Genomic DNA, 22732 nt, shown 5'->3' on the forward strand with positions numbered 1-22732 from the left:
TCCCAATAGAAATCACCCTAACCCCACACCCTATATCATGGAAAATCTGCAAACAATTAAAAGCATGGACATGGTCGATATCCAGTCTAAAGCTATCGAACTACGCCGAACCGGTAATTTTGAAAAAATGATATCAATAGATGAGATCTTTAAATTGATAGATGTACATCATCCCTATTATGCTCTGAAAGATGTACATGCGGATGCAAATAATTTTGCTACTGCAAGAATAGACATTGAACAGCCTTTAGGAGATGAAATTCTTCCGATCGCAGTATCAGAGACTTGTAGGCACCTTGCCATCCTCGGATCAGTTTGCTGCGCCATGGCTAATCCAGTAAAGCAAAAACACTACTATCTTGCCTATAGCGGAACTTATAAAAGAACAATTGAGAAGGAACATTATGCGGGAAATGAATTAATTGCAATTGCTGAGTGCACCTCCTTTAATAAGAGAAAGGCAACTGTAAAGGCTTGCTTTTTAGATGAACAAAATCAACTTATCTGTGGAATAGAAGTCGGTTTCCATGTAATTCCCCAGGCAATCTTCGAACGGCTTTATTATAATTTTTATAAAGCATCGCCAGATTTTGGGAAGAAAAATCCATATCTTAAAAAAAATCAGTTTTTTGATATTAAATTCTCTGATTCCTCAGCTTCGGCCACTTTGGGTAAAATACAGGATGATTTTTGTACGGGTCATTTTCCTCACTTCCCGGCTATGCCAGTGGCGATACTGATGAGCTCTCTTCTGAATCTGGCTACAATTTACATTCACCATGTAACCTGTGATAGCTCATTAAAAATGGTAATCAGGGAAGTTACATTGTTGGCTGATAACATTGGGTTTTCAGGAGAGGAAGTAATGGTACATGTTAACCAAGAGGCTTGTTTGGATAATCGGTTTAGGCTTCGTTGTACCGCAACATTAACTGATGATAAAAGCATAGGGGATATCACAGCAATTATTGAGACCGTTAGAAATGACGGAAAATCCATTATACAAGAATGAGATTATCCATGAAAGTGGCACGTCCGGTTTTGAACGAGTGCGGGGGTGATCCCCGCACTTAGGTCAGCGAAAGTCTATTAAAAAACTACACTCCGCTAATTAACCCAAGTTTCTTTTCAAAGGTAATCCCAACTTTCTCTAGCAAGTTATATACCTGCGCTTTCTGACTCTAAACCATGTTCTTTTTAATCCATTGAGCCAAGAGCGGGGCCGTTTAGCATTTTTTTGTGTTTTGTCTTGATGTTAATTAATGTTAAAAATGGGAGCTGAACGTCATATAAAATCATTTGTCATCTGAAAATTAATATATTTAAGGAACCAAATGACGCCTCTATGTTAAAATTCGCTCTCAGCAGTTTAATAATCTGCATTTTCTCCTATTGCCATGCTATGGCTCAAGGCAGTAAGATTGATAGTTCTAAAATGGTTACCCTGCGGATAGATCCATCCAGCGCACGCGGGGCATCTGTATCTCAATTTTTTGACGAAGTCAATTTTATCCCATTGGAGACCACTAAAGAAAGTCTATTTGGTTCGATTAATCAACTCAAAATGACCGAGGAGAACTACATAGTTTTTGACTGGGAAACGAAAGCTGTCTTAATCTTTACGAAAGCTGGAAAATATGTTGCTAAGATCAGTGCCAATAAAATAGAAAAAGATCCGGCCGACAAAAGCAAGCAGAATTTCTATGGATTTAATCTTAAACCTGTAGATGGGGAAACGCTGATTACTATTGCTTCAGGAAAACGAACCCACTACTTTGATCTGACAGGTAAATTTGTAAAGAAGATTACCGCTGATACTGTTGATAAATATGCCGATTCTAAAAGGTTTAGTGATGGTACCATCATAGACCAATATTATTATGATAAAGAAGATAAGGACAGCACCAGATACCATCTGAGCTTAATAAAAGACGGTAAGAAATCAAAAATGTACTTCCCTCAAAAAAAAGATGAACATAAAAATGACGAAGGCTGGCATGGCGGCAGAGTTTATGATTATGGTAATCCTGATGAGTTCCTTTACGTAAAAAATTACTTGTACAATATCTATAAACTGAATTCAAAACAACTTTCACTAGCTTATCAGATATTCTTTCCGGCGGCAAACTCTTTGCCTTTGGATTATGACAGCAATCCTAAATATGACGGTAAGCGATACGACTATTTTGAAGAAAACAGAGACATCTTTTATGAAATGGCCAATGCCTATTTACATGGGAACAACTTATACTTTCAGGTTAGAAATTGGAGCTGGAGTCGTGATGAAAAAAGAGCTTTTGTATATAACCTGAATTCTAATGATCTGACATCGGTCTCCGATATTGAACCAGATTCTGTTTCTCAATTTTTGCCAATTACAGATTTAAACTATCATTACGATTTTACAAATCGTGGTTTTCTTATAGTAGGCAAAGACTATTTTTATACCAGCTATTCTTCCCTCGCACTATTTACCGTTAAAGAGCAAAATGATGGGAAGAACAGAAAATATGATCCTGTTTTGACTGAATTCTTTAAAACCCAGAGTAGAAAAAGCAATCCGATTATCGTTCAATTGAAACCAAAAGAAAAATAACGCTCCATGTCTAAAATTTACGCTCTGGCTATAGCCCTTTTAATGGCTGTATCCGTTTTGACTGCGAAAGCTCAAAACAACACAACTGTTCTTCCGGGAAGTGCAAAGGGAATTGCACGGGATACTGCCCAGAATTATGTGCTTAAGTCGGCTACTGCAACTGTTTATAAGGCTTCAGACAGCACTCTTGTGAGTTATCAGGTGACCAATAATTACGGTGAGTTTAGTTTTAAAAACTTACCGGTAAATGTTGCTTTACGACTAGAGGTTAGCCACGTAGGATATTTAACTTCAAGAAAAAACTTTACAGTTCCCTCAGATAAAAACACCATTGATTTGGGGCTGATAATTGCCACTCGCAGGGATATTATGCTGAACGATGTTGTGATCAGCATACCGCCGATTAGCATGAATGGAGATACCCTCGAATTTAATGCCGCAGCTTTTAAACTGGATAGCAATGCAGTAGTTGAAGATTTGCTAAGAAAAATACCGAACGTAACCCTGTGGGGTGATGGGAAAATTACAGTGAACGGCAGAGAGGTCAAAAGCGTAATGGTGAACGGAAAATCCTTTTTTGGAGGAGATATAAAGACTGCCACGCAAAACCTGGCTAAAAACGCGGTTGAGAAAATACAGATTTATAATAAAGCAAGAAGCCAGCAAAATACCAATCCCGCAGATTCTACCCTCGAAATGAATATTAAACTCAAGAAGGGTAAGGATATAGGTTACTTTGGAAAAATCGGCATGGGATACGGAACAAACAACCGCTTTGAAACTGACGCAAGTATCAATATGTATTCGCCAAAAATGCAGATCGGTATTGTAGGGGCTATTAACAATATTAATAAAATAGCAGATAACGCGGACGATCTGCTGTCTAACAGTACATTTAAGGGTGTAGGTACGAATATAGAGTACCAACCTGATTTTAGGGCGGAAGGAATAACCAGGCCTAAAGCACTTGGGGCAAACTTTACTTATAATTTTATAGAAAAACCTACATGGGAGCGAAAAAATACGCTTAAAGCCAACTACTTTTTGCAAGACCGAAATAGCAATTACCTGTCAGATGCACAAACCACTACATCAGTAAACAGCACGGATAAAATTATAGAAAATAGCAACACAACGAATAACTCTACCAATACCACACAACGCTTCGACTCGGACTACCAACTGGCCAAAAAGGGGCACAATCTAAGAGTCTCTCAGAATGTGAGCTTAAACACCGGGGAGAGTGTAGCACAAACATTTCGCTCGGCAAGCAATCTGCAAAATGTGCTTACCAGTACGAATAACTCCATGAATACCAGTAATTATGAAAACAAGAGCTTCTATATAAAAGGCGAGTACGGTTATTCTCCCTATATCATCAGACCAAGGATGAGATTCAGAGGTTTTAACTTAGATTATGATTTATACGCATACGACAATAACAATGAACGTTTGAATATTACCGAGTTTAAGTCTTTTACCGGAGCGGCATCAAATCAGAAGTTTAACCGCAAATACGACACACACACTAACGGTATAAAACAAGAGATCAACTTCTCACTGCCAGATTTAAAGTCAATAATTTTTGGGAATAAAAGCTACTCAAAATTGAGTGTTGACCTTACCAATAAGTTGATCCTTAAGTCTGATAAGAATGACAACAATGTACAGGATTTGGATACTATCGACAATGTTTATCGTGTGAATCCATACTTAAATAACCAAATTCAAACAAATGTGATTCAAGAAACGCCCGGAATAAGAATTCAGAGGTCTTTTACAAAAAGTTTATCTAACCGTTACTATAAATCACTGACATTACGGTTCCATCCAAAACAGCTTTTGATTAGTCAGGATAATAAGTCGGACCGTTCATTTCAGAACATTAAACGCAGTTACAGCCGGTTTGCTCCTGATGCCGGAATAAGCTATTATAACCATCAATATGGAGAGACTTCAAGAAGTTATGATCTTAACTATTCCACAACTATCAGTATCCCTGAGATTGGACAATTGGCACCTTTAACCGATAGTACAAATCTATATTACCTGCAAAGGGGGAATATTAACCTGAAAAAATCTGTGCAGCAAGAGCTTTCATTCAGTTTTAGCAGCAATGATCAGTCAAATAAAAACACACTTAATTATTATTTGAGGATAAATGCCGGAAAGATTGATGATAATATAGTGGATAGTCTGTTGATCGACGAACAGAATAGGAGAACCGTTTTTCTGGTAAATGCCGACGGGCATAAGTACATCAACTTTTATGGTTATATCAGAAAAGCGTATAAATTTAAATCCTCAGAATTACAGTTGGATTTAAACACCAACCTCAATACCAACAGAAATCCCGGGTATACCAACAATGTGTTTACCTATTCGACCAATTTAAATACGGGTTCCAATTTTAATGTCAATTACACCTATAAAAGCTATTTGGCGGTAGCACTGAACCAATCTTACTCTACCTATAAATCCAGACAAGAGGCCTTTAATACCGGATATAGTGGTAAAAACCTGGGTACAACACTGAGTAGTAGTTACAATGTAACCAAGAAATTTACTTTAAACAGTAACATCACTTTTAACAACAGCTCATCTTCCAATACTAAAGACATCAATTTTACCATTTGGAATGCCAGTGCGGTGTACCGTTTTCTTAAAGGCAATAACGCAGAGTTTAAGTTCTCGGCCCTGGATTTATTGCATCAGAACAGCAGCGTGATCAATTATGGAAGTTCTAATAGTTTCACTACCGGTACGCAAAATGTATTGAAACAATATTTTATGACCACAATTTCCTACTATCCAAGACAGTTTGGAAAGAAGGCCAAGGCTAAGAAATGATGATACGATGGAACTGTACGCTTGTTTTTTAAATTGAGCAAAGTAATTTAAAGGTCAAAACTATATTGGTCTTATCGCCAATGCTTTGATGCTAGTTGCAGGTACAGTACCTTTGTATACTCAAAAAAGAAATTTATAAAAAATATTAAGCATATGTATCCAGAATATTTAGTTGAACCAATGCGTGCTGAACTTACAACCGTAGGTTTTGAAGAATTAAAAACTGCTGAAGCAGTTGATAGCGCCATTACAAGCGAAGGAACTGTGTTTGTAGTAGTGAACTCGGTATGTGGTTGTGCAGCTGCAAACGCGCGTCCGGCAGCAAAATTAGCCGCAGCAAATGAAAAACATCCTACGAAATTGGTAACAGTTTTTGCTGGTATGGAAAAAGAAGCGGTTGACAGAGCTAGAGGTTATATGTTGCCTTTTCCTCCATCATCACCTTCTATGGCTTTATTTAAAGATGGTAAATTAGTTCACATGATTGAACGTCATCAAATTGAAGGCCGTCCAGCTCAAATGATTGCTGATAGCCTTATTGGTGCTTTTGAGCAATACTGCTAGAAATAAAAAATATAAAGAGAGGGTATTTGAATCTATCAATCAAATACCCTCTCTTTGCGTTTAATATTATTTAAAGAGCAGAGAATATAAAAGTGCTTATTGAACGGGGAGGCAGAGATGTATCCCCAGTTGGATAGGGGCGAATATTGTCTTCCTGCTTTTCAGAAGTTACATAATGCTTTCCAAGCTTTAAAAGCTGTCCTTTAAGTAGCCCTTTCAATACGAAATCAGTCTTTTGAGTTTCACCCGTATAGTTAATTACATTTATCACAAGACTTTCCCCTTTCGGATCTTTAAATGCAGAAACCATAACCTGCTGGGCAATCTCCATGTCATTTAAACCATCGTTTCTTTGTGTTTCCACACGAATCATACCAGGGCGGATAAAAAGACTGTAGTGGCCTAATGCCCACAGATTTTTAGTGATGGTGTACTTGCTTTCAGGTTTGCTTGCTCTTTGCGGATTTAATGCAATAAGAAAGTAGCGAGGGTTTAATGGATTTCCGGGCTCGTATGCATTCCAGAAATGCCATGCAGAGGCATCTCCTACAGTAAAATCATGGTTAATTACCTTTGCAAGGAACAATGCATGATCCATCTCGCTTGGCCTGCCTGCAATCTTATCTTTATAACCATTGCCAAGCATTGAGTATTCTGATTGCCAGTATTCCAGACCATTATATTTCCTTAGCGTATCTCTTAAAGATTTTCTTGTGTTTATTAGCGTACTGTCGCCGTTTTCTGTAAAATACCCATGGCCTTCAACAAACTTTGTACTATTGCTAAAACCACCTATGTATAAAGGGCTTTTTGGGTTCCAGAAGCTGTCTATCTGGCGCGAGGTCCGTCCCTTGTCTGCATATAAATAATCAAGCTGGCCAGCCTCGGTTGTCAGAATCTTTGTACTAAGTTTTTGCTTCGCTAAACTGACATTTAAAGATTTAATGGTGTTAAACATTTCTTCATTTGTCCAGGGGCTTCCTTCCTGGTTAGATTGCTTTAGCCAATCCCATTGAGGCTCATTTATCGGGCTTATGTAGTTAAAATGAAGCCCCTTTTTGTCATAATGCCTTATTACTTCGGTCAGGAAGTTTGCATAAGCATCATATTTATCGGGCTTTAAATTTGTAGCACCATCTTTTTGTGACTTGTAGCCACGACCATTCTTGTTAAACTGTACTGGAGGGCTGTTTACAAATGCAATCAGATCTTTTACGCCATAATTTTTTGCCTGCTGTAACATCCAGGTGTATCCTTGTTGTTTGTTCCAGTCGTAAGTTCCATCCGGAGATAAAAAACACTCCACTCTGCGCGAAGGATCAGCAATACCACTGCTGTCGCCCTGTTCAGCAGTACCCCCGCCAATGTTAAATCGCCATGCAGATAAGCCGATACCCTTTGGCTTACCATCTTTTTCAAATTCCCTGCTAAATAACAATTCGGCAATATGTTGTTTTTCAGCTAATGGCCATTGCTTGCCAATTTCCTCTGTATACCAGCAACCAGACCCGCCGATGTTGTGTATTTGTTGTACGGTTTTGTTGAGCAGAAGCGTAAATTTAATTGGTTTCTGATCCTGAGAGAATGAATTTAGGGCACTTGCTAAAAGAAAGATGCAAAGGGTAATTCTCCTAACAAATACACTCGAAAAGGTTAACTGAATTTTCATTGACACAATATTAATAATTGACAGCATAAGATACATATAGCAGATAAATTAGAGAAGCATCTATAATACTTTTAATATATTTATGCCTGATGAATAGACTTAAATTTACCTCATGCGTTAAAAAAATCGTTTTGTTATATTGCCTTGCCGGCTCTTTTACCAATGCTGATGCTCAGGATTTGACGAATATAAAATTTACGGCAACTGAGGCCCCAGAGTGGACAAATTTATTTGCACGAAATAGTGGATGGTTTGGCGGTGATGGCATTTATACCATTCCATTAAATGGGGTAGAATCAAGTAAACCAGAAGCTAAAAGAACACTATTTATTTTTAGCGATAGTATGATCGGGAACATTAAAGATGATAAAATGGAGCCCGGAGCTAAAATGATCCATAATAGTGTAGCAATATTAAAAGGCACAAAACCTGTAAAGGAGAACATAACTTTTTTTTGGAAAAATGACCATAAGGATAACCCGGAAACTGTGTTTATACCAAAAACTCCTTTAACCGGCCCTACAGATTATTATTGGCTTGGAGATGGTTTTGTAAACCAGGAGCAGAACAATGCCATCTATATTTTTGGTTACAGGGTGAAACAGGTAGGTGATGGTGCTTTTGGTTTTTCGGAGGTAGGCAATACGCTAATCAAAATCGCCGAAAAAGAAGAGCCTCCCTATAAAACCTTTGAACAGAAAGATACCCCATTTTATTTAAGCAGTAATGAAACTGAAAAGGAAATGGGCTCGTTTGGAGCAGGTATTTTTGTAAATACAGCCAAAGCCGGTGCACCTAAGCCTGATGGATATGTTTACGTTTATGGGGTCAAAGGGATGGTCAAAAAATTGCTGGTAGCAAGGGTAAAGCCGAAAGAATTTGATGATTATGCTAAGTGGAGTTTCTGGGATGGAGCGACGTGGAATGCTGATATTAAGAAGGCTGAAGCGATAACAGATCAGGTTTCAAATGAACTTAGTTTATCAGTATTGCCAGATGGAAGATATGCATTAATTTTCCAGCAGGGTGGCATGGGAAGAGCGGTGGGGATGCGTTTAGGAAAAACCCCTATAGGGCCTTTTGGACCAATAATAAAATTGTGGGATAGCGCTGATGCGTTAAAAAAGAAAAGCTATTTCTCTTACAACGCTAAGGCTCATCCAAATTTATCTGAAAAAGGAGAACTTTTAATTAGTTATAATGTTAATTCTTTTGATTTCTTTAAAGATCTTGAAACGGATCCTCAATTGTACAGGCCCCGGTTCATTAAGATAAAATTTAACTAAAACTGAAAAGGAAGTATAAAAATGAGTGAAGAACCAGAGAAGAAGCCAATATTTTACGACAGATGGGCATTTAGATATTTAGCAATAGCCTGTTTGGCGTTAATAGCGTGTGCGATTGGAGCAATTTTTTATAACCATCACCCAAAGCCCTTAAAAGAAAACAGGTTTGCTAAAAGAGACATTCATGCAGGCAGTAGCAGGGCAATATTAACTTTGGCAAGCGGTAAAAAGATCAGTCTTGATCAGGCGCCTAATGGAATTCTTGCTGATGAGTCTGGGGCAAGTATTGTAAGAACAGGCAGTGGACAAATTACTTATGCTGTTCATGAAAGCGGGCTTAATTCCGATACAGTCAAAAATGTAGGTGTTAATAATCTTGAAACCCCTTTGGGCGGCCAATATCAGGTTCGTTTACCAGATGGCACTAAGGTGTGGTTAAATGCAGCCTCTAAATTAACTTATCCGGCATCATTTGATCCGGGCGCAGCGCGTAAAGTAGAGTTAAGGGGTGAGGCTTATTTTGAGGTTGCTCAGATTGCAGCCAAGCCAATTGGGGCAGGGGATGAGTCCAAAGGCAATACGCCATTTATAGTGTTTTCTGGAAAGCAGCGTATTGAGGTTGAAGCTGCGCGATTTAACATTAGCAGCTACCCTGATGATGAGACCATAAAAACTACCCTATTGGAGGGGAACGGTAAAATTAATTCCAACAATATCATCAAGTCAGGCCAGCAGTCTATAAATAAAAAAGGCAATTTGGAAATCATCCATGCAAATACCAAAGAAGCAGTTGCATGGAAGAACGGACTCTTCTTATTTGAAGATGAAAGCCTGGAAACTATAATGAAAAGTATTTCAAGATGGTACAATGTTGAAATAATTTATTCCAACCAAAATGCGCGTAAGGAACTATTTAGTTTATCCGTTTCGAGGTTTGATAACATCTCTGCTACCTTAAAATCTATAGAGAATACAGGTTTTGTAAGGTTTAAAATAAAAGGGAGAAAAATAACCGTTCTTCGCTAAGTCCGGCATCTGTTGCGAAAAGCAGCAGCGCTTAGGCCTCATCGAAGAAGAAGATTTTTAAGGAAAGCAGGGGGCACTATCTTTTTCCCGATTAACAGATCACTGAATTTAAAAATCCTTATTTAGCAGTTTCTCCAACTCTCCAAAAGACACGTTCATTCTTACGCGGCCTTGTTTAGCATAGGCAATCTCTCCGGTTTCTTCTGAAACGATTACCGCAACGGCATCTGTAGTTTCGGATATACCAATTCCAGCTCTATGACGAAGGCCAAACTGAGGTGGTAATTTATCATTATCGGTTAAAGGCAGGATACAACTTGCACTTTTGATTTTGTTTTCGGCAATAACAACGGCCCCATCATGGAGTGGGCTATATTTTTGAAAGATGCTTTCCAGCAATCGTTTTGATATTTTTGAATCTATTAGCTCGCAGCTGTTGGCAAAAAGCTGGTCATCGTAAAACTTTACAAATACCATTAGCGCACCTGTTCTGGATTTTTTCATGCTTTTGCAAGCATCAATGATAGGTTTTATCCTTACTAAATTATCGCGCTCAATGTTTTTACTCCCAAATAAATAGCCCCACCAGGCTTTGTTTTGCTGTAGGAAAGTATTTTTTCCAATGAGTAATAAGAAACGCCTGATCTCTGGCTGGAAAATAACGATGAGGGCTATTATCCCCACGCTCATGAATTGGTTAATGATGGTGGATAGTAAATTCATTTTTAATGCATCTACAACCCAATGTATGACCAATATGATTACCATACCTAACAACAGGTTCACTGCGAGGGTATTCTTAATCAGGTTGTAGATGTAATAGATAATTAAAGCGACAAGAATAATGTCTACCGCATCTGTAATTGTTACCTTTAAGAAATCGAATTCTAAGCCTTTCATCACTGCCAAGTTATGGATTTTTATTGTTGCTGCGTCTTTTGAACTAAAGCTATACACTCTACTGCAGCTTTTACATCGTGAACACGCAATATACCTGCCCCCTTTAATAGCGCTATAGTATTCAGTACCGAAGTTCCGTTAAGCGCTTCCTGCGGGGTTAAGCCCAGAAATTTATAGATCATAGATTTTCTGGAAAGGCCCACAAGTAAGGGAAGCTCAAAGATGCTGAAGTCCCGGAGTTGATTTAGTAGCTGATAATTCTGATCTAAAGTTTTTGCAAAACCGAACCCGGGATCTAAAATGATATCCTTTACCCCCAGTTTCTGTAGTTTAGCAAGTTTAACTGAGAAATAATCTGTTATGTCTAATGCAAGATCTTTATATTCTGTCTGTTGTTGCATGGTTTGGGGTGTTCCCTTCATATGCATCATAATGTATGGAACCTGAAGCGCCGCAACAGTTTCAAACATGGCTTCATCCATGTCGCCCGAAGCGATATCATTTATGATATGAGCGCCAGCCTCGATGCTTTCTTTAGCTACCCTTGCTCTAAAAGTGTCTATAGAAATGATTGCCTCAGGTAACTTTTTTGTGATAGCCTCTACAACCGGAACTATCCTTTTTAGCTCTTGGTCTGGGCTCACTTCTGCTGCACCCGGACGAGAGGAGTATGCTCCTATATCTATAAACTTAGCCCCATCTTTCAGAAAGGCTTCCGTTCTTTGCAATGCATCGTCTAAAGAGCCGGCTCTGCTGTTATTGTAAAAGGAGTCTGGAGTTAGATTTAGGATGCCCATTACACATGGAGCACTGATATCCGTCAGCTTGCCTTTGACGTTTAGTGTAGTCTTTCGGTTTAAAAATGTATCTTTAGCCATTGTTTGAATACAAACTTAGATAAAATCTTTAAATGATTTTACGCAATTAGGATACTGTATTAAAACGGATGTAAACTTATTATTTTAATCGTTTTGGCAACAAACACTTCACAAGAATTTGACTCGGTAATAGCGGTTTGCAAATCGCTTTTTTTAAAGAAAACAAACGACTATGGAACAGCATGGCGAATATTAAGGCCGGCTTCTATAACAGACCAGATCTTCATTAAAGCACAGCGAATTCGCACGCTCGAAGAAAAGAAAGTATCTAAAGTAGGAGAAGACATCGTTTCTGAGTATATAGGAATTATTAATTATTGTGCAATTGCCATGATGCAACTTGAACTTGGAGAAGATGATCCATATGAACTTGGGGTAGAAAGAGTAGAGAAGCTTTTTGATGAGAAGGTAAATGGAACCAAAGAACTTATGTTTGCCAAAAATCACGATTATGGTGAAGCCTGGAGAGACATGCGCATCAGCTCTTTAACAGATCTGATTTTAATGAAAATTTTAAGGGTAAAACAAATAGAAGACAATTCGGGGCATACCCTGGCCTCCGAAGGTGTAAATGCAAATTATCAGGATATGTTAAATTATGCTGTTTTTGCTTTAATTAAGTTGGGCGTAAAATAGCTGGTAAACAATGAAGAAAGCTGCATTAAACTTTTCAAGGATATTTGTTGGTATCCTCTTTATATTTTCAGGGTTGATAAAAGCCAATGATCCGCTTGGATTCGGTTATAAATTGCAGGAGTACTTTGAAGTGTTCCATATGCCATTTCTTAGTGGTATGGCTACAGGAATTGCCATATTGCTTTGTGTATTTGAAATTGTACTGGGAGCTTTACTACTTTTTGGTTTTTGGCGCAAACAGGTAACTACTGGTTTATTGGTGGTTATTATTTTCTTTACATTTCTAACCTTTGTTTCGGCTGCGTTTAAAGTCGTAACCTCATGCGGATGCTTTGGAGATGCCATTCCTTTAACGCCTTGGCAATCTTTTTCTAAAGATCTGGTTTTATTGGTAATGATCATCTACCTATTCAAAAACAGGGACAGGATAAACCCGGTTACTGAAAGCGCCAGATGGCAAAGTGCTTTATTTGCGATTGTACTTACTTTTTCATTGATGTTCAGTCAGTTCACCTATAGCAGATTGCCGATACTAGATTTTCTGCCTTATAAAGTTGGGGCTAGCTTGCCTGATTTGATGAAGATACCTGCAGGAGCAACGCCTGATGAGTATTTAATCATGTACAACATGAAGAATAAGGAGACGGGTGAAACCAAGGTGATGAGTGATAAAGATTATCTGAAAACGGAGATATGGAAGGATGATAACTGGGAAATTATCGGTGATCCCGAAAGCAAGCTGATTAAAAAAGGTTACGAGCCTAAAATTAAGGATTTGCAAATAACCGATGCTTCTGGTACAGATTATACAAAAGAACTAATAGAAAACCCGTATTACAACCTGGTAATTGTAGCTTATAATTTAAAAGACTCCAATGAGGAAGGTATAACTAAATTAAATGCATTGGCATTAAATGCAACGGAACAATTTAATATCAGATCTATAATGTTAACCTCCAGTTCAGCACAGGATGCAGATGCCTACAGCAAAAGAATGAAACTGTTTAGTGAGGTTTTTTATGCTGATGCTGTGCCTTTAAAAAGTATGGTAAGGGCAAACCCAGGTGTGCTTTTACTGAAGAATGGAGTTGTTATTAATAAATGGCATTATAATAATGTCCCTTCTTTTGATGAACTTACTAAAATGTATTTTGCTAAATAATCATGTTACAATACGCTTTTAAAAAATTCATATATGGATTTGCCGTTATGGCAGGCGTAATTATAGTAGTGTTTGTATTATTTAATGTATTGCCGGGAGACCCTGCAAGGATGACTTTAGGACAACGTTCTGATGTGCAATCTTTAGAGGCTGTGCGCAAAGAATTTGGTTTAGACAGGTCAAGACCCGTACAATTCTTCCTTTATTTAAATGACTTATCGCCAATAGGGCTCCACGATAATGATAAGGAGACGAAGGAAAAGTATCATTATGTAAAACTGTTTTCTGTTGGTAATGATGTTGTTGCGCTTAAATGGCCTTACTTAAGACGCTCTTATCAAACTAAACGTGATGTAACCACTATTCTTACTGAAACGGTTCCCAATACCTTTATTTTAGCATTTACAGCCATGATATTTGCCACCATCATAGGTGTTTTTCTAGGGGTACTGTCAGCAGTTCATAAAGATAGCTGGATTGATAAGACTGCCAATGCTTTTGCTATTTTGGGGATATCTGCACCAGCTTTTTTTGCCGGGATCATTATAGCATGGTTTTTTGGCTTTGTACTTAGCGACTATACCGGGTTAAATATGTCTGGCAGCTTGTATAGCTATGATCCTTTTGAGGGTGAGGTAACCACCTGGAAAAACCTGTGGCTACCAATGGTAACCCTGGGTTTAAGGCCACTGGCCATTATTGTGCAGTTAACGCGAAGCGCGATGTTAGATGTTCTTGCACAGGATTACATTAGAACTGCGCGGGCAAAAGGTTTAGGGAGAAATGCAATAATTTACAAGCATGCACTTAGAAATGCGCTAAATCCTGTTATCACCGCTATTTCGGGATGGTTTGCCTCCCTGCTTGCTGGTTCGTTTTTTGTAGAGTATATTTTTGGTTATAATGGTTTAGGACGCACTACTGTAACTGCTTTGGAGATGTCCGATTTTCCGGTCGTTATGGGTTCTATACTTTTTATTGCCTTTGTTTTTGTAGTAATCAATATTTTTGTAGATATTTTATATGCCTTTGTTGATCCAAGGGTAAAATTGGTTTAAGAATGAAGATATTCCTGATTGGATTTATGGGTTGCGGTAAAAGTACTTTAGGTAAAAAACTATCCGCTAAATTAGGTTATGATTTTATAGATCTTGACCAGGTGCTGGAAAATAAAGTAGGGTCCAATATTGGAGATTACTTCGCAGCTAAGGGAGAAGATGCTTTTAGAACACTGGAAAGTAAATTACTGAAAGAACATAATTATCCTACGAACTGTGTTGTTGCAACCGGTGGGGGTGCTCCATGTTATTTTGATAATATGGAATGGATGAATAGCAACGGCATTACAATGTATGTGGAAATGCCTCCAATTGCCTTAGCCAGGAGGTTGGAAAAAGGTAAAGAAAAGCGCCCTTTATTAAGGGATATGGATGAGGAGCAGATGATTAGCTTTATCAAATCAAAACTAACGGAAAGGGATCATTTCTATAAACGAGCTTTTTTAATTGTTGATGGCGTAAATCTGACTCCAGATAAAGCTGTAGCACAGTTATTTCAAGTCTTCTAAATACTGGTTTGTTTGTTTTTCTACTTCCAGAACAGCAAATTTAATTGCTGAACCTACTCTTGTTGTTTTTGTTTTTACGGGGATTGAAGAAATCGTTGCCAGGGCGGCGGTATAGTATTTCCCCCAGGTGGATATGATTTGCTTTTCCTGTTGGATAGCAGACTTCCCACTAATAATGACTTGTTTGCTTAAATTATATTCTGTTTTTAATCGAATTAAAGCAGCCGATTTTACTTCATTAATGGTAAACAATGCGGTGTTCTCATCGGCAATTACTAGCGTGTAGGCAGTGGTTAGCGCACTGATACCAACATTTTTCATCGTTGTTGCGGATACTTTGTCTAACCGGTCATTATCAGTATGGTAAAAAACATCTGTAAAATGCCACATTAATAAACCCGGGATTTTGCTTTTCAAGAAAGGCGTATGGTCGCTACCGCCCTCAAAAGGATTGTAGTTAACCTTCCAGTCTGCATGCTTGCCCTGGTCATTACAAATTTTCATAACCAGGTCATTATAGTAATGAGGGAAAAGGTCCTCCTCCTTTACATCACCAGATCCCCATTCTGAATGTTTATCTGTACCTCTTGTCCATATAGCGGAAGGATCGGGCATTTTTTCTATAAGGAAAGATCCTCCGGTTTTCTCTGTGTTTTCTCCAACCATATCCAGGCTCATTCCCCACATAATTCCTTTTGCTCTTTCACTATTTTCTTTGATGTATCGCTGGGTAGAAACAATTTCATCACCCCATAAAAAGGTTAGGCTTCTTTGAGGTGTAAGTTTCCCGGATTTTACCAGTGATGCAGTAAGTCTTGCCATTTCAGCTAACGTACCTACTCCCGACGCATTGTCATTTGCGCCGGGTTCCTGCACATGAGCACTATACACAAAACGCTCATTAGGCTTAGTGTTCCCTTTTATGTTAGCAACTATGGTTAATTCTTCTGAAGGATAAGTATTTGTTGCTACGGTAACGTTTAGTTTAACAGGACCTTTTGCTATTGCTTTCTTTAAGCGCTCTTTGGCCCTATAAGAAAGGTTGATGGCCCAGCCCTTACCATCTGGGTTATTAATTCCTGAAAATTGAATGGCGTTTTGATATTTCTCCGGTTGGGTATAATCAGGCATTGCATACCCTAAAACTCCCAGTGCTCCTGCATTGATGGCGACATTGAATAACCTCCCTGTTCCAATTTCGGAGAATACAATTTTACCTTTAATGTCCTTATCATCTATTGAGCTAATATCTGCTGGATTTATGTAAATCACCTCTGCAGTAATACCTTCTATAGGGGTTGAAGAAGAGTTTATCGTAATCATATTGCGATTTGTTTTAAACTCTAATAGCGGTTCATGCTCACCTTCAATGCCTACTGTGGCATTAACCGGCTCCCATGTATTTTGTTTCATCGGACGCTTTTCAATGCGGTAGGTTAATAAGCCTTCCGATTCATCTTTTTGTTCGGCTACAAACCCTGCTTTTTTTAATAGACCTTCTACATAATAAATGCTCTCATTAAAACCCTTATTGCCGGGCAAACGCCAATGCTGTTCCACAAAAGCTGTGGTTTCAAAGGCGTTCTTTTCATTGAACCCGTTGCGGGTAAGCTCGAAATAGGATAACGTAGGGTTTTGCGCAAAACTATGCAAAGTATATAATAGCAATCCGGCAAGCAGCAGTTTTTTCATGCATATAAAATATGCCGAAAGATACTAAGAATCGCAGAATCGTTATAGGGCTATCTATCTATTAATATCTTGTCGCTTTTTCATAGAGTAATCTACTGAGTAGGGGCCAGATCCAATAACCCAAAATAAAACCAATAACAGCAGTACAATAATTGAAAGCCACAATTCAGAATTCAATGCTGAAAAGCCATGTGATAGGTTGACGAAAAAAACAGCACACAATAGTATCGGAATCTGTATTACAGATGCAAACCGTGTAAGCAGGCCTATAGCAATTAGGAGACCTCCAACCAGGTGCACAAATCCGACAATGTGAACAGCTACACTTGCCATCATTCCAGAAAAACCAAATACATTATTCTGTAACAATAGATCTTGAAGTACTGCAGTGTTGCTAACTATTGCAATGCCTTTACTAAAAATGAGAATACCTAAAGCAATACGGATGATGTCTAGCCATTTGGCATGATGTAGATCGCCCCAACGCTCGATTTTTTGAATAACAGTCATGATAATGCCTCCTATTTTATAATGGTCTATTAAAGCTAACTAATTCAGATTAAATAATCAATAGCAAGATATTAACAATCAATATATTATAATGTTTTCCAGGAAAGGTCTGTCTGCTTCTGAAGTATAGATGAAAAAGCGGTTCTGGGAGGTAGATTTAAATATGGATAGGTCACTTTTGACAGGTATAATCCTTGGGGATGGGCAGGTGTAATTAATGCAGGAGTTTGCTTTGTGATCAGGTAACTTTCAAACTCATCTACACTTAAAATTCCTTTTCCAATTTTTAAAACCTGGCCCATGATAATCCTGATCATCTTGCTTAGGAAGCGATTTGAAGAGATTTGGAAGCGTAACTTATCTCCGGTGGAGTCCACAGCCAAATTTGCAGACATGACATTACAAATGGTGTGTTCATATTTATCAGGGCTGGTACAAAAAGGTCTGTAATCTTTATAATTTGGGAGTATTTCAACCGCCTGTTTCATTTTATCAAAATGAAGATCTTCAAGCAAATAGAAGGAACTGAGGCCATTCAGAAAAGGATCTTTATAAGTGTGGATAAAGTAGTCATAAGACCTTTGTACTGCATCAAATCGGGCATGTTGTAAACCATCCATAGCTATGATATCAAATATCGCAATATTTGCAGGCAGGAGCTTATTTAACCTGAACAAGAGATCGAAATCCCATGCCTGTTCTATATCCATGTGAAAAAAGAACTGACTGGCGTGTACATGTGCATCGGTACGCCCGCAGCCGATAATAAATACAGGGGTTTTTAATACCTGAGTAAGTGCTTTCTCAAGCACACCTTGTACATTTAATACCCCAGGTTGTTTTTGCCAGCCGTTATAGTGTAGGCCGTTATAGCCAATGTGAACAAAGTATCTCAATATCTTATTTTCTAGATCTCCTGCTTAATTCGTCAACAGGCATAGACAACATTCTGCCTACTGGTTGTTTTCCTTTGTAAGTAATCACTTTAAGTGTAGTAGCGTCTTTTGGCGGGGATAGCTTTTCTGTGTACTTAGGGTAAAAACGATCGGGAAATGAGTTGTCGAAACTGTAATAAATGTCTAGCCCAGGCGCCTCCGTACTCAATTCAATCATAAGCTGCTTATCTGCCGATCTGCTTACACTAAATATAGGATCATAAACACTCGGGGCATATTTGGTTTCAGCTACGTCAAGCCTTTTAAAATGTTGCTCAACGCGATTAAAGAAATTGTTCCAGTTTTTCTTTTCAATGGGCGACCACACTGACTCGGCTATGGCCAAGCCTCTTGGCCAGGTCATATATTCTGCCTGGCGGATATTATAGACTTGTTCAGTCCATAAGTTAGCCTGGCCTCCCTTAATGTATTTTTTGTCAACACCAGCTGGGATAGGATCGAACTCATAAGATTTACTTAACCTTAATGAGGCATACACCTTGGGTTCTGTAATGGGGTCAGCCTGCATATAATCTAAGTAAGCATAAGTAGTTGGACTCATCACTACTTCGTGTTTTCTTTTAGCTGCTTCAATCCCATATTTCATTCCCCTCCAGCTCATAACTGCAGTGTTTTGGGGCATATCTCCATCCAGAATCTCATCCCAACCCATAAACTTCTTTCCTTTTGATTCAACAATCTTTTGTACCCGCTTTTCAAAATAGCCCTGAACCTGATGCATATTTTTTAAGCCTTCCTTTTTCATCAAGGCTTTAATGCTATCACTCTTTTCCCAAAAATTAAACGGAGCTTCATCGCCACCCATATGGATGTATTCGAAGGGGAATAATTGGGCTACCTGCGTAATTACGGTGTCTAAAAAGTTGTAAACTTTTTCATTAGCAGGGCAAAGTGTGTTATCTACTAAAGCAATAGGAGGGGCACCTCTCGACCAATCCATAATTCGCTCACCGGAACGCACACGATAGTTCTCGGCACCCGGGGTACATGATAATTCGGGATAGGAAGCAATTGCAGCTAAACTATGTCCGGGAACATCTATTTCTGGTAGTATATCTACAAATCTGTCCTTAGCGTATTGTACCAGTTCCCTTATGTCATCTTGTGTGTAAAAGCCTCCATAGTTTCGGGGCTCATTAGCGGCAGGGGGGAAGAAGTTCCCGAATTCACCTACCTTTTTTACATTCCAGGCACCTACTTCAGTTAATTTTGGTAACCCTTTTATTTCTATCCTCCATCCCTCATCATCAGTAAGGTGTAAATGCAGGATATTGTACTTGTATCTTACCATTGCATCTATGTATTGTTTCACTTCTGCCTTAGTGAAAAAATGACGGGCGACATCAAACATTAAACCTCTCCATCCAACTCGGGGATAATCTATTATTTCTACACAAGGTGCTTTCCACTCTATATTTTCAATAGCTTCCTTACTCTCAATTTCTTTAGGAAATAGCTGAATAAGGCTCTGAGCTCCATAAAATAAGCCTGCTGGCTTGTTTGCTTTAATGGTAATATGATTGGGTGTTACCGACAATTGATAACCTTCTTTACCTAACGCCGAATTTGCTTTTTCATTTAAGATCAGGTTAATGGTTGATTTTGCAGACGGAGTACTCACCTCAGCAACATAACTCCCTGTAGGAATAGAAAGTCTTTCCTGTAAAAAAGCCACCACCTGCTTTATTTCTGTCACTGCCGGCGCTTGTATAACCACATTTGAGGGAAGCACAAAATATCCCTCACTTTTAATAACTGATACCGGTTCTGGTATAATTGCAATATCCGGTGCATTGTTTACTATCGCAACAGTTTCTGTTGTAGCTTCGGTATCAGGAATAGCATTCTGACCGAAGGCAGGAATAGTTAAAAGACTTAAACAGAGCAGGTAAAAGGTGTTTTTCATAATTGCTGCAATTTATCGATTTTACTTAAGGGCATCCAAAACCCGGAACAGTTTTTTGCTGATCCCGGAACCCGAATAGTTATTTATATTAATTACAATGATGTATTTATTGCCGTTCTTGTCGGTGTAATATCCGGCATATGCCGAAACATCATTGATACTTCCGCTTTTAAGTCTCATGCCATTGTTTTCCGGCAGGGATTCGTAATAAGCAGGGAACCAGCTTTCCTTTTGACTTTGAAAAAGAACGCTTGCCATTGCGGCGGTTGTTACTCGGGTACCAGGGGATAAGCCACTGCCATCCAAAATGTTTAAAGCGCGACTATCTATTCCTTTTGTGGACCAGTAGTTAATTACAGTAGCCGCACCGTTTTGTGTGGTAGCTTCTTTCCCTGATTTCCAGGCAATCGTTTTTAATAAGTGTTCCCCATATAGGTTCACACTTTTTTTATTGAACCAGTATACAATTTCACTGAGGGTAGGAGAGCTTAATGTTGTTAATTTTTGGGTTACTACTGGCATTGGTTTTTGTTCGGCTGTCAACTGTCTGGCTGTAGTAGGTGTTTCTGTAGCGCTTATGCCTATGCGATGTAAAGTATCTTGTAATCTAAATGCGGCATCAAAAGCGGGATCAGGCAATGCTGCCGAAACTCCGGATTTTGAAATCCCAATAGCCCAGCTTCCTCTTAAATACGCAGTAGTACCAAGTGGAGGTAAATACGCGTAAACCCTATCCCCCGTGCCCTCAGCGCCCGCCTTCAATTCATTTACAAATTTAATGTAAGGCATTTCAGGGACGGTTTTTAATACTGTTACAGTCCGCTCAGCTTTATTTGCCCTTAAATGAAGATCAAATTGATTCTCTCTCCAACTCAATGCCGAAGCTCCTGCGCCATAGTAATTGCCTATATCTTGCCAAATCCATCCATCAGGGGTTGTTTGGCTTCCCCATAAACCATCATCACCTATAACTTTTCCTTCAATCTTTTTAATCCCGGCAGCTTTTATGGCATTTACCCATTGATTTAAGATCACCCCTTCTTTAGTACTTTCATATCGCCATGAACCCAATGTAGGGTCCCCGCCACCAACAATAATCAGGTTTCCTTTTAATGTCCCATCCGAATCGATGGTGCCACTGTAGGCTAATGTTGTCTGGTATTGAAAATCTTTACCTAGTAATCCAAATGCAGTTGCTGAGGTAATGGTTTTCAAAGTAGACGCCGTAGCCAGGCCTATATTCTCATTTCTGCCGAAGATCGTTTGTCCTGTTTTTGCATCCAGTATGCATAAAGAGGTGAGTGCATATTTTGCCTGTGGGTCGGTAAGGAAATTATTAAAGGCCTGTTCCAGTTTCTGCACAGGCGCCTGCGCATACACAAGACTTTGAGACAATAAGAACAGTAAAAGGAAAAATTTCTTTAACATAGGCATTTTAAAAAAAAAGTGATGTAAAAATAGCAATCGAGCTATTTCTACATCACTAACGTTTTTTACAGATATTTTATATCAGTTCTTTTCTTACCAGGAACTCAGCAATCTGAACTGCATTGGTTGCAGCACCTTTACGCAAGTTATCGGCAACAATCCACATGTTTAATGTGTTTGGCAACGACTCATCACGTCTGATTCTTCCTACAAATACTTCATCTTTTTCATGAGCATCTTTAGGCATAGGGTATTTAAGGTTAGCTGTATCGTCAACAACAATAATACCTTCTGTTTTGGTTAGCAGATCTCTTACATCAGCCAGGTCAAAATCATTCTCAAACTCTATGTTAACTGATTCAGAGTGACCACCCATAACTGGGATACGTACTGTAGTGGCAGTAACCCTGATGCTGTCATCACCCATGATCTTGCGTGTTTCAAGTATCATTTTCATTTCCTCTTTAGTATATCCGTTTTCAGTGAATACATCAATTTGAGGAATAACATTTAAATCAATTGGGTATGCGTAAGCCATAGGGCCATCAGTAATACCTTTACGCTCATTCATTAGTTGTTCTACAGCTTTTACACCCGTACCGGTAACAGACTGGTAGGTAGAAACCACGACGCGTTTGATTCTATATTTATCGTGAAGTGGTTTTAACGCCACCACCATTTGTATGGTTGAACAGTTAGGGTTTGCAATGATCTTATCATCGATAGATAATTCATTTGCGTTAACTTCAGGAACGATCAGTTTTTTTGAAGGATCCATACGCCATGCTGAGGAATTATCGATTACTGTTGTACCAGCTTCTGCAAAAAGAGGAGCATATGTTAATGAAGTACCACCACCTGCAGAAAACAATGCGATGTCGGGTCTCATTGCAATTGCAGTTTCCATATTTACAACAGCATACTTCTTACCCTTGAATGAGATTTCCTTACCAACACTCTTCTCAGATGCTACAGGGATCAATTCAGTTAACGGGAAGTTACGCTCTTCTAATACTTTTAACATTACGGTGCCTACCAGACCGGTGGCTCCAACTACTGCAATTTTCATTTTTTTCTAATTGTTTTTTACTTGTTTTTAATTAATT

The 22732-nt window shown here is 38.7% G+C and carries 19 protein-coding genes; 10 read left to right on the plus strand and 9 right to left on the minus strand.

What is annotated here, in order from left to right:
* The first annotated feature begins 37 nt into the window (after positions 1–37).
* From AC6CH7_RS15920 to AC6CH7_RS15935, 4 genes are all read left to right on the plus strand, one after another.
* Positions 38–1012: a hypothetical protein gene (locus tag AC6CH7_RS15920; protein WP_498263691.1), complete on the plus strand. Its 975-nt coding sequence runs from the start codon at positions 38–40 to the stop codon at positions 1010–1012.
* A gap of 333 nt (positions 1013–1345) precedes the next feature.
* Positions 1346–2596, plus strand: a complete 1251-nt coding sequence (locus tag AC6CH7_RS15925; protein WP_498263692.1) for a DUF4934 domain-containing protein — start codon at positions 1346–1348, stop codon at positions 2594–2596.
* 6 nt (positions 2597–2602) lie between these two features.
* A complete protein-coding gene (locus tag AC6CH7_RS15930; protein WP_498263693.1) occupies positions 2603–5446 on the plus strand; it encodes a peptidase associated domain and porin domain-containing protein in 2844 nt (947 codons plus the stop codon).
* Positions 5447–5599: 153 nt separating this feature from the next.
* Entirely contained in the window at positions 5600–6010 is a 411-nt protein-coding gene (locus AC6CH7_RS15935; protein ID WP_172659350.1) for a BrxA/BrxB family bacilliredoxin, read from the plus strand.
* Positions 6011–6080: 70 nt separating this feature from the next.
* On the opposite strand, the gene AC6CH7_RS15940 is transcribed toward AC6CH7_RS15935, so the two are convergent.
* Complete coding sequence (locus tag AC6CH7_RS15940; RefSeq protein WP_498263694.1) at positions 6081–7679, minus strand: glycoside hydrolase; 1599 nt, start codon at positions 7677–7679, stop codon at positions 6081–6083.
* 89 nt (positions 7680–7768) lie between these two features.
* On the opposite strand from AC6CH7_RS15940, the gene AC6CH7_RS15945 reads away from it, so the two are divergent.
* Both AC6CH7_RS15945 and AC6CH7_RS15950 read left to right on the plus strand, forming a co-directional pair.
* Complete coding sequence (locus tag AC6CH7_RS15945; RefSeq protein WP_498263695.1) at positions 7769–8965, plus strand: DUF5005 domain-containing protein; 1197 nt, start codon at positions 7769–7771, stop codon at positions 8963–8965.
* 21 nt (positions 8966–8986) lie between these two features.
* Positions 8987–9991, plus strand: coding sequence for a FecR family protein (locus tag AC6CH7_RS15950; protein ID WP_498263696.1), 1005 nt, complete (start codon positions 8987–8989; stop codon positions 9989–9991).
* Between the two features lie 108 nt (positions 9992–10099).
* Here the strand turns inward: AC6CH7_RS15950 and cdaA are convergent, their stop codons facing one another.
* Complete coding sequence (gene cdaA / locus AC6CH7_RS15955) at positions 10100–10891, minus strand: diadenylate cyclase CdaA (protein WP_498263697.1); 792 nt, start codon at positions 10889–10891, stop codon at positions 10100–10102.
* 20 nt (positions 10892–10911) lie between these two features.
* Complete coding sequence (gene folP / locus AC6CH7_RS15960) at positions 10912–11769, minus strand: dihydropteroate synthase (protein ID WP_498263698.1); 858 nt, start codon at positions 11767–11769, stop codon at positions 10912–10914.
* A gap of 93 nt (positions 11770–11862) precedes the next feature.
* Here folP and AC6CH7_RS15965 point away from each other — a divergent pair, with 93 nt between their 5' ends.
* Genes AC6CH7_RS15965 through AC6CH7_RS15980 form a run of 4 tightly spaced genes read left to right on the plus strand, consistent with a single transcriptional unit; the run spans position 11863 to position 15134 of the window.
* The gene (locus tag AC6CH7_RS15965) at positions 11863–12405 is read left to right on the plus strand and encodes a DUF1599 domain-containing protein (protein WP_172659356.1); all 543 of its coding nucleotides are present in this window, start codon (positions 11863–11865) and stop codon (positions 12403–12405) included.
* Between the two features lie 10 nt (positions 12406–12415).
* The gene (locus tag AC6CH7_RS15970; protein ID WP_498263699.1) at positions 12416–13567 is read left to right on the plus strand and encodes a BT_3928 family protein; all 1152 of its coding nucleotides are present in this window, start codon (positions 12416–12418) and stop codon (positions 13565–13567) included.
* A 2-nt stretch (positions 13568–13569) separates the two neighbouring features.
* Positions 13570–14625 (plus strand): ABC transporter permease, encoded by a 1056-nt coding sequence (locus AC6CH7_RS15975; protein WP_498263700.1) that lies wholly within the window; start codon positions 13570–13572, stop codon positions 14623–14625.
* Between the two features lie 2 nt (positions 14626–14627).
* Positions 14628–15134 (plus strand): shikimate kinase, encoded by a 507-nt coding sequence (locus AC6CH7_RS15980; RefSeq protein WP_498263701.1) that lies wholly within the window; start codon positions 14628–14630, stop codon positions 15132–15134.
* Here the strand turns inward: AC6CH7_RS15980 and AC6CH7_RS15985 are convergent.
* The 6 genes from AC6CH7_RS15985 to AC6CH7_RS16010 form a co-directional block, all read right to left on the minus strand.
* Positions 15117–16826, minus strand: a complete 1710-nt coding sequence (locus AC6CH7_RS15985) for a M28 family peptidase (protein ID WP_498263702.1) — start codon at positions 16824–16826, stop codon at positions 15117–15119. The two genes, AC6CH7_RS15980 and AC6CH7_RS15985, sit on opposite strands and share 18 nt — an antisense overlap.
* Positions 16827–16880: 54 nt before the next feature.
* Positions 16881–17336: a DoxX family protein gene (locus AC6CH7_RS15990; protein WP_048903699.1), complete on the minus strand. Its 456-nt coding sequence runs from the start codon at positions 17334–17336 to the stop codon at positions 16881–16883.
* A gap of 86 nt (positions 17337–17422) precedes the next feature.
* Positions 17423–18232 (minus strand): tRNA pseudouridine synthase A, encoded by an 810-nt coding sequence (locus AC6CH7_RS15995; protein WP_498263703.1) that lies wholly within the window; start codon positions 18230–18232, stop codon positions 17423–17425.
* Between the two features lie 4 nt (positions 18233–18236).
* Positions 18237–20198 carry a beta-N-acetylhexosaminidase gene (locus AC6CH7_RS16000; protein ID WP_498263704.1) on the minus strand — a complete coding sequence of 654 codons (1962 nt, stop codon included), beginning with the start codon at positions 20196–20198 and terminating at the stop codon, positions 18237–18239.
* A gap of 21 nt (positions 20199–20219) precedes the next feature.
* On the minus strand, positions 20220–21626 hold the full coding sequence (gene dacB, locus AC6CH7_RS16005; RefSeq protein ID WP_498263705.1) for a D-alanyl-D-alanine carboxypeptidase/D-alanyl-D-alanine endopeptidase: 1407 nt from the start codon (positions 21624–21626) through the stop codon (positions 20220–20222).
* A 76-nt stretch (positions 21627–21702) separates the two neighbouring features.
* Positions 21703–22695 (minus strand): aspartate-semialdehyde dehydrogenase, encoded by a 993-nt coding sequence (locus tag AC6CH7_RS16010; RefSeq protein WP_498263706.1) that lies wholly within the window; start codon positions 22693–22695, stop codon positions 21703–21705.
* Positions 22696–22732 lie beyond the last annotated feature (37 nt).

This window comes from Pedobacter sp. GQ55, from assembly GCF_059758925.1.